We start from the raw sequence: 12,203 nt of genomic DNA on the forward strand, positions 1-12,203 counted from the left end.
CTTTCGAGGCGCTTTGCTTGAGAAGTTGCGCCGTGTAATAGTTGCTGACTCTGTAACATCACGGCAAAGCGCCCAGTCCAGTCACCATCGAAGGTTGTACGTGTCAGACGATTCTGCCAAGACGGGCCGCGTGCGGCTCGCGCGCGGGGTGTCCCCGTGGCTCTTCCCAACGGTGGCCGCCGCGGTCACTTCCGCGCTGCTGACGCGCCGGGACCGTCGATGGGCGTTGGCGGCCGTGCCGCTGGGCGCCCTCACCGGTGCCATGCTCTGGTTCTTCCGCGACCCCGACCGCACACCAGGTGACGGGCGGATCCTGTCACCGGCCGACGGCGTCGTACAGAGCATCGACCCGCGGGCCGACGGACGCACCCGCGTCGCGATCTTCATGAACCCGCTGAACGTCCATGTCAACAGAGCCCCCCTTGCGGGAAATGTCACCTCCGTGCAGCATGTGGCGGGTGGGTTCCTGCCGGCTTTCAACAAGGACAGCGACCAGAACGAACGCGTGGTGTGGCATTTCGAGACGGCGCTCGGCGACGTCGAGATGGTGCAGATCGCGGGCGCCGTGGCGCGCCGGATCGTGCCATACCTGAGCGCCGGGGCCAAGGTCTCGCAGACCGAGCGGATCGGGCTCATCAGGTTCGGTTCGCGGGTCGACATCTACCTTCCCGAAGGGATCTCTCCCGCGGTTTCCGTGGGCGAGAAGACGGTTGCGGGGGTGACCAGAATTGACCGCGGCTGATGCCGGTAGCTGGCAGGCGGAAGACGAAGAACCTCGAGGACCCGTCGGCAAGGCGTTCCGCCTGTCCGCGGCTGACTCGCTCTCGCTGGGCAACGCCATCTGCGGGTTCCTCGCGGTGTGCGTCCTGGCCTCATCGGCCATCCAGTCGCTCAAGGCCGGCGGCGACTTCACACCCGCGCCCAGCTACTTCGCGACCGCCGTGGTGCTGCTGCTCATCGGTGCCACCTGTGACCTGTTCGACGGCCTGGTCGCGCGGCGCTTCCGCGCCTCCGCCATGGGCGCCGAGCTCGACAACCTCGCCGACGTGATCAGCTTCGGTTTCGCGCCCGCGTTCATGGTCGTGATCTGGGGTGGTTTCACGGACAAGGTGCCGTTCGCCGCGGTGGTGGCCGCCGCCGCGGCGGTGCTGGTCGCCGGTGTCGTACGGCTGGCGCGGTTCGCCTGCGTCAAGACCAAGAGCGGCGACTTCATGGGCCTGCCCATTCCCATGGGCGCCATGACCGTCATCTCGATCGTCATGCTGTTCCAGCCGAGCGTCTACTCGTTGCTCGCGGTGCTCGGCGTGGCCTGGCTGATGGTGAGCCGGATCGAGTACCCCAAGCCCAAGGGGCAGCTCGCCGCGGTGGTGCTCGGATGGATCATGATCAATGTGGCCTTCCTGACCTTCTGGGTGGCCTGGCCCGAGGGTGGCGACCTGCCCATCAAGATCGGCGCCACAATGCAGATCGCGCTCGTGGCGGCGATCCCCCTGCGGGTGCTGTTCTACAAGCGTGAGCAGCGCAAGGAAGCCGAGCGCATCGGCAGCTGAGCGGATACGTCCGCCGTCATCGGATGGTGATGGAGCCATGTCGGCCACGCCACGCGAGCACACGCGAACGTACTTCCTCGCGAAGCTGGCCAGGGAGCTGGAGCTGCACGGGCTGACCACCACGCTGCGTGCCTACCCGCCCACGCTGCGGGTCAGCGACCCCGACACCGCGATGCTGGCCGAGACCGTCGACTGCGTGCCGCTGCCGGAAGGGTGGTTCTATCGCTGGTCGTGGGGCGAGGTCGTGGGCTTGGCCGACGACCCCGCTCTGGCGGCCCAGCGGATCGCCAGGGTCCTGGCGAACCGCTGACCGCGGGCAGCTCGGCTGTTACCAGCCTCTGGACTGCCATTCCGGGAGCGAGGGGCGCTCGGCGCCGAGCGTGGTGTCCTTGCCGTGGCCCGGATAGACCCACGTGCCGTCGGGCAGCCGGTTGAAGATCTGCTCGACGACGTCGTCGTAGAGCTGGGCGAAGCGCTCCGGGTCCTTCTGGGTGTTGCCCACCCCGCCAGGGAAGAGCGAGTCGCCGGTGAACAGGTGTGTCTCCCCTTCGCCGCCGTCGTACAGCAGGGCGATCGAGCCCGGCGTGTGACCGCGCAGGTGGATCACTTCGAGGTCGACCACGCCGACCGCGATCGTGTCACCGTGCTCGACCGTGCGGTCCACCGGGACCGGCAGCGCGGGCGCGTCGAGCGGATGCGCGATCACCTGGGCGCCCGTCACCTTGACCACCTGCTCCAGCGCCTGCCAGTGGTCGCCGTGCTGGTGAGTCGTGACGATCGCGCTGATCGGCTGGTCGGAGATGAGCGCGAGCAGCCGGTCGGCCTCCGCCGCGGCGTCGATCAGCACCGCGTCGCCGGTCTCGGTGCAGCGCAGCAGGTAGGCGTTGTTGTCGAACCGCCCGACTGCCAGCTTCCAGATCGACAGCTTCGGGAGCTCGCGTACGTCGGCGGGACCGCCGACCTGGACGTCACCTGTATAGGTCATGGATAGTCCTTCGGGGGCGTCGCGGGCAGATCAGCGGGGGCGGGCATCGTCATCCAAGGTGGCGCCACGGGAACCGGCATGGACAGCCGCCCCACCGTCACCACCCTAACCCCCTCGCCATCGGATCTCCCGATGAGCCATGCCAGGACGTCGGCCGCGCCGCCCTCGACCGCGGGGCCGGAGCCCAGGCCGCGCCACGTCCGCCCGCCGCGCAGGCTGATCTCGCTGACCGTGCTCTGGGCGTGCGGCCAGGTCCGCAGGCAGTCGTGGAGTTCCCGCTGGACGAACGGCTCCGGCCAGTCCGCCGGGCCGTACCCCGCGCCGAGGTCCACGTGATGCACTTCGACCTCGCGCAGCCGCCGTACGAGGATGTACCAGGCGGGGTGCGGCGGCGGGCGCATGGCCGCGACGGTCGCCTGCCAGGCCGCCGCCGGCAGGTCGCGGATCGCGGCGGCCAGCCGGGCGGTGCCGGCCGCCAGCTCGGCCACGTGCTCGGCGGCGGTACGGCCCGCGCCCGCCTCGATCCCCGTCGCCCTGGCCTCGGTGGTCGGGTACTGCGGTGTCTCGATGCCGGTCCTGGCCCAGGTCAGCAGGTTGATGTGGCTGTCGGCGTTCCCCGCCATGTGGGAGAGCACGTGGCCTCTGGACCAGCCTGGAAGGCGCGAGGGCGCGGCGACGTCGTCGTCGGTAAGGGACGCCGCCGTGGCCAGGAAACGGTCGGTCGCCGCGGCCAGCTCGGCCTGGAGCGCCAGCAGAACGGTCATGCCGGATATTTCATCATTTGGGGGGTGCGGGAAGGTCCTCGGGGCATAAAATCGCAGGTCATGCGGTTGAGCGCTAAAGGCCTCCTGTAGGGGTGGGAGTAGGCCGTAACCTGGTAGCGACGGATTTTCGGGGTTCGGACTGCGGGCCGCCGAAATTGTCGGAGCCCCCGTCTACCATCCCCCGTGGACCTATCCGCCTTTCGACATCCGGGATCGCCGTGGCAGACCGCCTGATCGTGCGTGGTGCACGAGAACACAACCTCAAAGACGTCTCGCTGGACCTACCGCGAGACTCTCTGATCGTTTTCACCGGCCTGTCCGGCTCGGGCAAGTCGAGCCTGGCCTTCGACACGATCTTCGCTGAGGGTCAGCGGCGCTACGTCGAGTCGTTGTCGGCCTACGCCCGCCAGTTCCTCGGCCAGATGGACAAGCCCGACGTCGACTTCATCGAGGGCCTGTCTCCCGCGGTGTCGATCGACCAGAAGGCCACCAGCAAGAACCCCCGCTCGACCGTCGGCACGATCACCGAGGTCTACGACTACCTGAGGCTGCTGTGGGCGCGCATCGGCAAGCCCCACTGCCCGGTGTGCGCGCGGCCGATCGCCAGGCAGATGCCGGAGCAGATCGTCGACCGCGTGATGGACTTCGAGGAGGGCACCCGCTTCCAGGTGCTGGCCCCGGTCGTCAGGGGCCGCAAGGGCGAATACGCCGAGCTCTTCCGCGAACTGCAGACCAAGGGCTTCGCCCGCGCCCGGGTCGACGGCATCGTCGTACGGCTGGAAGAGCCCCCCACGCTGAAAAAGCAGGAGAAGCACGACATCGAGGTCATCGTCGACCGGCTGTCGGTGAAGGAGTCGTCGCGCCGGCGGCTCACCGACTCGGTCGAGACCGCGCTGCAGCTGTCCGGCGGCACGATCACGCTGGAGTTCGTGGACCTGCCCGAAGACGACCCCAACCGGGAGCGCTTCTACTCCGAGCACCTCTACTGCCCCTACGACGACCTGTCGTTCGAGGAGCTGGAGCCCCGCTCGTTCTCCTTCAACTCGCCCTTCGGCGCCTGCCCCGAGTGCACGGGGCTCGGCACCAAGATGGAGGTCGACCCCGACCTGGTCGTACCCGATCCGGAGCGCACGCTGCGGGACGGCGCGCTCCACCCGTGGTCCGGCGGCCACACCAGCGAATACTTCGTCAGGCTGGTCGAGGCGCTCGGTCACACCATGGGCTTCACCCTCGACACGCCCTGGGAGAAGCTGCCCAAGGCCGCACAGAAGTCCCTGCTGTTCGGCCACGACGAGCAGGTGCACGTCCGCTACAGCAACCGCTACGGCAGGCAGCGCTCCTACTACACGACCTACGAGGGCGTCATCCCGTGGGTCCAGCGCAGGCACGTCGAAGCGGAGAGCGACTCGACCCGCGAGCGGTTCGAGGGCTACATGCGGGAGATCCCCTGCCCGGCCTGCAAGGGCGCCCGGCTCAAGCCGGTCACGCTGGCCGTCACGGTCGCGGACAGGTCGATCGCCGACGTGTCGTCCATGTCGATCGGCGAGTGCGCGGAGTTCCTCGCCGAGCTCAAGCTGTCCGACCGTGACATGCAGATCGCCGAGCGGGTGGTCAAGGAGATCAACGCCCGCATGGGCTTCCTGCTCGACGTCGGCCTCGACTACCTGACCATGGACCGCGCCGCCGCCACCCTGGCGGGCGGCGAGGCACAGCGCATCCGGCTGGCCACGCAGATCGGCTCCGGCCTGGTCGGCGTCCTGTACGTCCTCGACGAGCCGTCGATCGGCCTGCACCAGCGCGACAACATGCGGCTGCTCGACACGCTGATCAGGCTGCGCGACATGGGCAACACGCTGATCGTCGTCGAGCACGACGAGGACACGATCGCCGCCGCCGACTGGGTGGTCGACATCGGCCCGGGCGCGGGCGAGCACGGCGGCCAGGTTGTCGTGTCCGGCACCGTCCAGGAGCTGCTGGCCAGCGAAGAGTCGATGACCGGCCAATACCTGTCCGGGCGCCGGAGCATCCCGATCCCCGCCAAGCGCCGCAAGCGCGACAAGAAGCGGCAGATCACCGTGAAGGGCGCGCGCGAGCACAACCTCAAGGGCGTCGACATCGAGTTCCCGCTCGGCGTGTTCACCGCGGTCACCGGTGTGTCGGGGTCCGGCAAGTCGACCCTGGTCAACGACATCCTCTACAACGCGCTGGCCAAGGAGCTCAACGGCGCCCGCACGGTGCCGGGGCGTCACTCCCGGATCAACGGCATGGACCAGGTCGACAAGGTCGTCCACGTCGACCAGTCGCCGATCGGGCGCACCCCGCGCTCCAACCCGGCCACCTACACCGGCGTGTTCGACCACGTACGCAAGCTGTTCGCGGCCACCGCCGAGGCGAAGGTCCGCGGCTACCAGCCGGGACGCTTCAGCTTCAACGTCAAGGGCGGTCGCTGCGAGGCGTGCGCGGGCGACGGCACCATCAAGATCGAGATGAACTTCCTGCCCGACGTGTACGTCCCGTGCGAGGTGTGCCACGGCGCCCGCTACAACCGGGAGACGCTGGAGGTCCACTACAAGGGCAAGACGATCTCCGAGGTGCTCGACATGCCGATCGAGGAGGCGCTCGGCTTCTTCGAGGCCATCCCGGCGATCAAGCGGCACCTGCAGACGCTCAACGACGTCGGCCTCGGCTACGTGCGGCTCGGCCAGCCGGCGACCACGCTGTCCGGTGGCGAGGCGCAGCGCGTCAAGCTCGCCTCCGAGCTGCAGCGGCGGCAGACGGGGCGGACGATCTACGTGCTCGACGAGCCGACGACCGGGTTGCACTTCGAGGACATCCGGCGGCTGCTCGGCGTGCTCGGGCGCCTGGTCGACGGCGGCAACACGGTGATCGTCATCGAGCACAACCTGGACGTCATCAAGACGGCCGACTGGGTGATCGACATGGGGCCTGAGGGTGGGTCGCGGGGCGGCATGCTGGTTGCCACGGGCACACCGGAGGAGGTGGCGCTGGTGGATGAGAGTCACACGGGGCGCTTCCTGCGTAAGATCCTTTCGCTCTGAGGGACGGGGTTCTGTGCGGCGGGTGTCCGCCGTACAGAACCGCGCACTTTCCGGACCCCGGGCATCGCACGGACGCCACCTCTCGGACCTGTCCGTCTCCGGGGGCGGGGGGGCCGGGTGCTGTGGCGTTGAACAGTCGTGCGGGCCGGCGGGTCCTGGCGGCGGCATCGGGTGGCCGCGGGTCCTTGAGGGGCGTCGTGTGGTGTGGCTGGTCACTGGGTGTCCGGGAGCGCGGCCGTTCGGGGCCGCGGGATGATCCGGGGAGACGGTTCACGTCGGGTGGCGTGGGTCCCTGAGGGGACGTTGTGGGGCGCGGGCGAGGGTGGGCGGAGTGCGTCGCCGCTCGGGCCTGTGGGGATGACCCGGGCGGGGGACCGAGGGGGGTCGGCAATAAAGTTGACCCGACGATAGCGGCCTGGCCTGCAGGAGGTCAGTGGCCACGGGGAAGGGTCGGCACCATGGGGATTACGGAGCCGGGCATCGCCATGCCTGAAATCGGGCGTCGCGCGGCGCTGGGAGCGGCCGGGTTGGCGGCGTGCGGGCTCGCGGTCGCGGGATGCGGTGGCGGTGCCAAGGCGGAGCCGGTGGCCGGGATCAAGGGGAAGGTGCTCGCCAAGACCGCGGACGTGCCCGTCGGCGGCGGCATCGTCGTACAGGAGTACAAGATCGTGGTCACCCAGCCGGAGAAGGGCGTCTTCAAGGCGTTCAGCGCGGTCTGCCCGCACAAAGGGTGCGTCGTTGGCGCGCCCGAAAAGAACGTCATGACGTGCGGGTGTCATGGCAGCGAGTTCGCCGCCGACAGTGGCAAGACGCTCCAGGGGCCCGCGACCGCGCCGCTGGCGGTCTATCGGGTCAAGGTCGAGGGCGACGGCGTCGTGGTCGTCTGAACTGGTAATTCTGCGTGGTTTCCGGGATTGGCGTACGGCACGCTGAACCGGCGCGAGGGCGCTGGCCGTACCTAAAGAGAGAACTAGACCTGGGAGGACGCAGCATGACCGAAACGACGCGCCGGGCGGTGGTGCTTGGAGCCGGAGGCGCCGGGCTCGCAGTGGTGATGACCGCTTGCGCGAGCTACGGCTCACCCGCGACTCAAGCGAGCGAGGCACCGGCGGCCGACGAACCGTCGTCCGCGGCTCCGAAGAAGAAGAAGACCGCCGCCAAGGCGCTCGCCGACACCGGCGACATCCCCAGCGGGGGCGGGAAGGTCTTCGAGAGCCAGAAGGTGGTCGTCACCCAGCCGACGGAGGGGGAGTTCAAGGCGTTCACGGCGGTCTGCACCCATCAGGGGTGCACGGTCGACGAGGTCGCTGACGGCACCATCAATTGCCCGTGCCACGGGAGCAAGTTCAAGATCTCGGACGGCTCCGTCGCAGGTGGGCCGGCTTCCGAGCCGCTGGAGGAGAAGAAGATCAAGGTCAGCGGGGGGAAGATCACGCTCGCGTAGCGAGTCCTCATGAATTTCTCACCTGCGTGCGGTTGGGTGAGCGACATGGGAGAAGACCTTCAGAGTCGCAGGGCGGTGATCGCCGGTGTGGGTGTGGGTGGCCTGGCACTGGCGCTGACCGCGTGCGGTAGCAATGACGCCACGTCCAGCACGCAGGCCTCGGCGGCTACGACGGAGTCCAGCGCTCCGGCGGCCGCGGGTGGCGCACTGGCGAAGACCTCCGAGATCCCCGTCGGTGGGGGGACGGTCTTCAAGGAGCAGAAGGTGGTGGTAGTGCAGCCCAAGTCGGGCGAGTTCAAGGCGTTCAGCGCGATCTGCACCCACCAGGGGTGTTCGGTCGGCAGCGTCGCGAACGGCACGATCGACTGCCCGTGCCATGGCAGCAAGTTCAAGATCGAGGATGGCTCCGTCACCGCCGGGCCGGCCAAGAAGCCGCTTCCGGAGCAGCAGATCAAGGTGGACGGAGATCAGATCACGCTCGCCTAGGCGCACGCCCGCCGTACCAGGATGGCTGGTACGGCGGGCTGCCTTGTCGGTGCGGCCCGTTAGTCTTTGAACGTGGCGAGATCAACGCGCAGCCCCCTGAGTTTCCGGCCCCGGTCGGGCTCCATTCCCGACTCTCCGGGCGTCTACCGGTTCAGGGACACGCATGGCCGAGTGATCTACGTCGGCAAGGCCAAGAGCCTGCGACAGCGGCTCAACTCCTACTTCGCCGACTTCTCCGCGCTGCACCCGCGCACGCAGTCCATGCTCACCACCGCCGCCGACGTGGACTGGACGGTGGTCGGCACCGAGGTCGAGGCGCTGCAGCTCGAATACTCCTGGATCAAGGAGTTCGACCCGCGGTTCAACGTCAAATACCGCGACGACAAGTCCTACCCCTACCTCGCCGTCACCATGGGCGATGACTTCCCGCGCGTGCAGGTGATGCGGGGCGCCAAGCGCAAGGGCACCCGCTACTTCGGCCCCTACTCGCACGCCTGGGCCATCCGCGAGACCGTCGACCTGCTGCTGCGCGTCTTCCCCGTCCGCACGTGCAGCGGGGGCGTGTTCAAGCGGGCCGGGCAGATCGGCAGGCCGTGCCTGCTCGGCTACATCGACAAGTGCTCGGCGCCGTGCGTCGGCCGGGTCACCCCGGACGAGCACCGCGACCTGGCCGAAGACTTCTGCGACTTCATGGCGGGCAACACCGGCCGCTTCATCAAGCGGCTGGAGCGCGACATGCGCGAAGCCGCCGCGGAGCAGGAATACGAGCGGGCGGCCAGGCTCCGCGACGACATCCAGGCCCTGCAGCGCGCTCTCGAGAAGCAGGCCGTCGTCCTCGGCGAGGGCACCGACGCGGATGTGATCGCGCTGGCCGAAGACCCACTCGAAGCCGCCGTCCAGGTCTTCTACGTACGTGGCGGGCGCATCCGCGGCCAGCGCGGCTGGGTGGTCGACAAGGTCGAGGAGGCCTCGCCCGGCGACCTCGTCGAGCAGTTCCTGCTGCAGATGTACGGCGACGCGGGCGCCGAGTCGATGCCCCGCGAGGTCCTCGTGCCCGTGCTGCCGCCCGACGCCGAGGCGCTCACCGAGCTGCTGTCGGAGCAGCGCCGCGCCCGGGTCGAGGTGCGGGTGCCGCAGCGCGGCGACAAGAAGTCGCTGATGGAGACCGTCGAGCGCAACGCGAAGGAGTCGCTCGCCCAGCACAAGATCCGCCGGGCCGGCGACCTGACCACCCGCAGCAAGGCGCTGCAGGAGATCGCCGACGCGCTCGACCTCGACCAGGTGCCGCTGCGCGTCGAGTGCTACGACGTCTCCCACCTGCAGGGCGAGAACGTCGTGGCGTCGATGGTGGTGTTCGAGGACGGCCTGCCGCGCAAGAGCGAATACCGCCGTTTCGCCGTCAGGACCAAGGAAGGCGACGTCGCCTCCATCTACGAGGTCATCCAGCGGCGGTTCCGGCGCTATCTGGAGGAGCGCTCGGCCACCGGCGAGCTGGCGGCCGACGACGACGCCGACGGACCCAACGGGCCCATCGATCCGGAGACCGGAAAGCCGCGCAAGTTCGCCTACCCGCCCAACCTGGTCGTGGTCGACGGCGCGGGGCCCCAGGCGGCCGCCGCCCAGCGGGCACTCGACGAGCTCGGCATCGACGACGTCGCCGTGTGCGGTCTGGCCAAACGACTCGAAGAGGTGTGGCTGCCCGGCGACGATCAGCCGGTGATCATGCCGCGCTCCAGTGAGGGCCTCTACCTGCTGCAACGCGTGCGGGACGAAGCACACCGGTTCGCCATCACCTACCATCGTGCTAAGAGGTCCAAGAGCGTAAAAGAGAGCGCGCTCGACACCGTGCCCGGCCTCGGGCCGGCACGCAGGCAGGCGCTGCTCAAACACTTCGGCTCCGTGAAGAAGCTACGCGAGGCCACCGCCGCCGAGATCTGCCAGGTTCCCGGCATCGGCCCGGCCATCGCCGAGGTGATCGCGTCGACGCTGAAGGGGGAGAGCCAGTGAGCCCGCCGAACGGAGTGAGGCAATGAACACCGAGCCGGCGTTCGTCATCGTCACCGGCATGTCAGGGGCGGGGCGCAGCACCGCGGCCAAGGCGTTGGAAGACCTGGGCTGGTTCGTCATCGACAATCTGCCGCCGGGGCTGCTGTTCGCCATGGCCGAGGAGGCGGGCAAGGTCAAGCTGGCCGCCGACAAGGTGGCCGCCGTCGTCGACGTGCGCAGCCTGGCCTTCACCACCGACCTCAACGCCGCCATCGAAGAGCTCGAAGGCCGCGGCGTACGCGTGCGCGTGGTGTTCCTGGAAGCCAGCGACGAGGGGCTGGTGCGCAGGTTCGAGAACGTACGCAGACCCCACCCGCTCCAGGGCGAGGGCCGCCTAGTCGACGGCATCGCCCGTGAGCGCGGCATCCTGCGCGAGGTGCGGGCCAACGCCGACCTGGTGATCGACACCTCCTCGCTCAACGTGCACGAGCTGCGCAACAAGATCGTCAACTTCTTCGGCGGCGAGGACCGGCCGGGGCTGCGGCTCAACGTGGTCTCCTTCGGCTTCAAGTACGGCCTGCCGGTCGACGCCGACCTCGTGGTCGACTGCCGGTTCCTGCCCAATCCGCACTGGGTGCCGGAGCTGCGGCCGATGAACGGGCTTGACGCGCCGGTGCGCGACTACGTGCTCGGCCAGCCCGGCGCCAAGGAGTTCCTCGACGCGTACGAGGAGGTTCTGCAGGTGATCGCCGCCGGATACGCGCGCGAGGGCAAGAGCTACGCCACGCTCGCGGTGGGCTGCACGGGCGGCAAGCACCGCAGCGTGGCCATGGCCGAGCAGGTCGCCGGCCGGCTGCGTGATCGCGGCATGGAAGTACAGGTCAGTCACCGGGATGTGGGGCGGGAGTGACCGATGAAGGCGAAGCCCCAGGTGACGCGGTCGTAGCAGGCCCGGCGTCCGGTGATCGGCCGCGGGTGGTGGCGCTGGGCGGCGGGCACGGGCTCTACGCCTCGCTCTCCGCGCTGCGCGGCGTGGCGGGTGACCTGACCGCGGTGGTGACGGTCGCCGACGACGGCGGCTCCAGCGGGCGGCTCAGGCGCGAGCTCGGCGTACTGCCTCCCGGCGACCTGCGCATGGCGCTGGCCGCGCTCTGCGGCGACGACGAGTGGGGGAGCACCTGGAGCGAGGTCGTCCAGCACCGTTTCCGCAGCGAGGGCGACCTGCACGGCCACGCCGTGGGCAACCTGCTCATCGTGGCGCTGTGGGAGCTGCTCGGCGACCCCGTGGCGGGCCTCGACTGGGTGGGCCGGCTGCTCGGCGCCCACGGCCGGGTGCTGCCGATGGCATCGGTGCCGCTCGACATCGTGGCCGAGGTGGAGCTCGACGGCGTCATCTCGACCGTACGCGGGCAGGTGGCCTGCGCGCTGACCCCCGGCCGGGTGCAGGCCATCTCGCTGGTGCCGGAGGACCCGCCCGCGCGGCCCGAGGCCGTACGGGCCGTGCTGGAGGCCGACTGGCTGGTGTTCGGGCCGGGGTCCTGGTTCACCAGCGTGTTACCGCATCTCAAGGTGCCCGCGCTGGCCAGGGCGCTGCACGAGTCGAAGGCCAAGCGGCTGGTCACGCTCAACCTGGCGCCGCAGCCCGGCGAGACCGACGACTTCTCACCCCAGCAGCACCTGGAGGTGCTCCGGCAGCACGCGCGCGACCTGCGGGTCGACGTCGTGCTCGCCGACACCGGCGTGGTCGACGACCTCGACGCCCTGGAGAAGGCCGCCGCCGCGCTCGGCGGGCGGCTCGTCATGGCCGACGTCGCCGCCGCCGACGGCTCTCCCCGACATGACGCACGACGTCTTGCCTCCGTCCTGGACGAGATTTTCCTCCAGAAGCGTTGATCCTGGTCGGCGCGGCGCAAAGGTGCGAGAGACTGC

At 69.3% G+C, this 12,203-nt stretch carries 12 protein-coding genes; 10 read left to right on the forward strand and 2 right to left on the reverse strand.

The window, feature by feature from the left end; genetic code table 11:
* The first annotated feature begins 100 nt into the window (after positions 1 to 100).
* From KLK06_RS15795 to KLK06_RS15805, 3 genes are read left to right on the forward strand one after another with little or no spacing between them, the layout of a single operon-like run.
* On the forward strand, positions 101 to 742 hold the full coding sequence (locus KLK06_RS15795; protein ID WP_214636232.1) for a phosphatidylserine decarboxylase: 642 nt from the start codon (positions 101 to 103) through the stop codon (positions 740 to 742).
* The gene (gene pssA, locus KLK06_RS15800) at positions 729 to 1,550 is read left to right on the forward strand and encodes a CDP-diacylglycerol--serine O-phosphatidyltransferase (protein ID WP_214636233.1); all 822 of its coding nucleotides are present in this window, start codon (positions 729 to 731) and stop codon (positions 1,548 to 1,550) included. The genes KLK06_RS15795 and pssA overlap by 14 nt, the downstream gene beginning before the upstream one ends.
* A gap of 37 nt (positions 1,551 to 1,587) precedes the next feature.
* The gene (locus tag KLK06_RS15805; RefSeq protein WP_214636234.1) at positions 1,588 to 1,860 is read left to right on the forward strand and encodes a hypothetical protein; all 273 of its coding nucleotides are present in this window, start codon (positions 1,588 to 1,590) and stop codon (positions 1,858 to 1,860) included.
* Between the two features lie 18 nt (positions 1,861 to 1,878).
* Here KLK06_RS15805 and KLK06_RS15810 read toward each other — a convergent pair whose 3' ends face one another.
* Both KLK06_RS15810 and KLK06_RS15815 read right to left on the reverse strand, forming a co-directional pair.
* A complete protein-coding gene (locus KLK06_RS15810; protein ID WP_214636235.1) occupies positions 1,879 to 2,535 on the reverse strand; it encodes an MBL fold metallo-hydrolase in 657 nt (218 codons plus the stop codon).
* Positions 2,532 to 3,299 (reverse strand): maleylpyruvate isomerase family mycothiol-dependent enzyme, encoded by a 768-nt coding sequence (locus KLK06_RS15815; RefSeq protein WP_214636236.1) that lies wholly within the window; start codon positions 3,297 to 3,299, stop codon positions 2,532 to 2,534. The genes KLK06_RS15810 and KLK06_RS15815 overlap by 4 nt, the downstream gene beginning before the upstream one ends.
* A gap of 218 nt (positions 3,300 to 3,517) precedes the next feature.
* On the opposite strand from KLK06_RS15815, the gene uvrA reads away from it, so the two are divergent.
* From uvrA to yvcK, 7 genes are all read left to right on the forward strand, one after another.
* A complete protein-coding gene (uvrA, locus tag KLK06_RS15820) occupies positions 3,518 to 6,358 on the forward strand; it encodes an excinuclease ABC subunit UvrA (protein ID WP_214636237.1) in 2,841 nt (946 codons plus the stop codon).
* 458 nt (positions 6,359 to 6,816) lie between these two features.
* Positions 6,817 to 7,245, forward strand: coding sequence for a Rieske (2Fe-2S) protein (locus tag KLK06_RS15825; protein WP_250905532.1), 429 nt, complete (start codon positions 6,817 to 6,819; stop codon positions 7,243 to 7,245).
* 104 nt (positions 7,246 to 7,349) lie between these two features.
* Complete coding sequence (locus KLK06_RS15830) at positions 7,350 to 7,802, forward strand: Rieske (2Fe-2S) protein (RefSeq protein WP_214636238.1); 453 nt, start codon at positions 7,350 to 7,352, stop codon at positions 7,800 to 7,802.
* 45 nt (positions 7,803 to 7,847) lie between these two features.
* Complete coding sequence (locus tag KLK06_RS15835) at positions 7,848 to 8,288, forward strand: Rieske (2Fe-2S) protein (protein WP_214636239.1); 441 nt, start codon at positions 7,848 to 7,850, stop codon at positions 8,286 to 8,288.
* 96 nt (positions 8,289 to 8,384) lie between these two features.
* Complete coding sequence (gene uvrC, locus KLK06_RS15840; RefSeq protein WP_250905580.1) at positions 8,385 to 10,295, forward strand: excinuclease ABC subunit UvrC; 1,911 nt, start codon at positions 8,385 to 8,387, stop codon at positions 10,293 to 10,295.
* A gap of 22 nt (positions 10,296 to 10,317) precedes the next feature.
* Entirely contained in the window at positions 10,318 to 11,184 is an 867-nt protein-coding gene (gene rapZ, locus KLK06_RS15845; RefSeq protein WP_214636241.1) for an RNase adapter RapZ, read from the forward strand.
* A gap of 65 nt (positions 11,185 to 11,249) precedes the next feature.
* On the forward strand, positions 11,250 to 12,167 hold the full coding sequence (yvcK, locus tag KLK06_RS15850; RefSeq protein ID WP_214636809.1) for a uridine diphosphate-N-acetylglucosamine-binding protein YvcK: 918 nt from the start codon (positions 11,250 to 11,252) through the stop codon (positions 12,165 to 12,167).
* Positions 12,168 to 12,203 lie beyond the last annotated feature (36 nt).

Source organism: Nonomuraea sp. NEAU-A123, from assembly GCF_018603905.1.
Taxonomy (GTDB): Bacteria; Actinomycetota; Actinomycetes; order Streptosporangiales; family Streptosporangiaceae; genus Nonomuraea.

Excerpts from the sequence above, each read along its gene's own strand:
- KLK06_RS15805 (WP_214636234.1), top strand. The coding sequence starts at position 1,588 with ATGTCGGCCACGCCACGCGAGCACACGCGAACGTACTTCCTCGCGAAG.
- KLK06_RS15810 (WP_214636235.1), bottom strand. The coding sequence starts at position 2,535 with ATGACCTATACAGGTGACGTCCAGGTCGGCGGTCCCGCCGACGTACGC.
- KLK06_RS15815 (WP_214636236.1), bottom strand. The coding sequence starts at position 3,299 with ATGACCGTTCTGCTGGCGCTCCAGGCCGAGCTGGCCGCGGCGACCGAC.
- KLK06_RS15825 (WP_250905532.1), top strand. The coding sequence starts at position 6,817 with ATGGGGATTACGGAGCCGGGCATCGCCATGCCTGAAATCGGGCGTCGC.
- KLK06_RS15830 (WP_214636238.1), top strand. The coding sequence starts at position 7,350 with ATGACCGAAACGACGCGCCGGGCGGTGGTGCTTGGAGCCGGAGGCGCC.
- KLK06_RS15835 (WP_214636239.1), top strand. The coding sequence starts at position 7,848 with ATGGGAGAAGACCTTCAGAGTCGCAGGGCGGTGATCGCCGGTGTGGGT.
- rapZ (WP_214636241.1), top strand. The coding sequence starts at position 10,318 with ATGAACACCGAGCCGGCGTTCGTCATCGTCACCGGCATGTCAGGGGCG.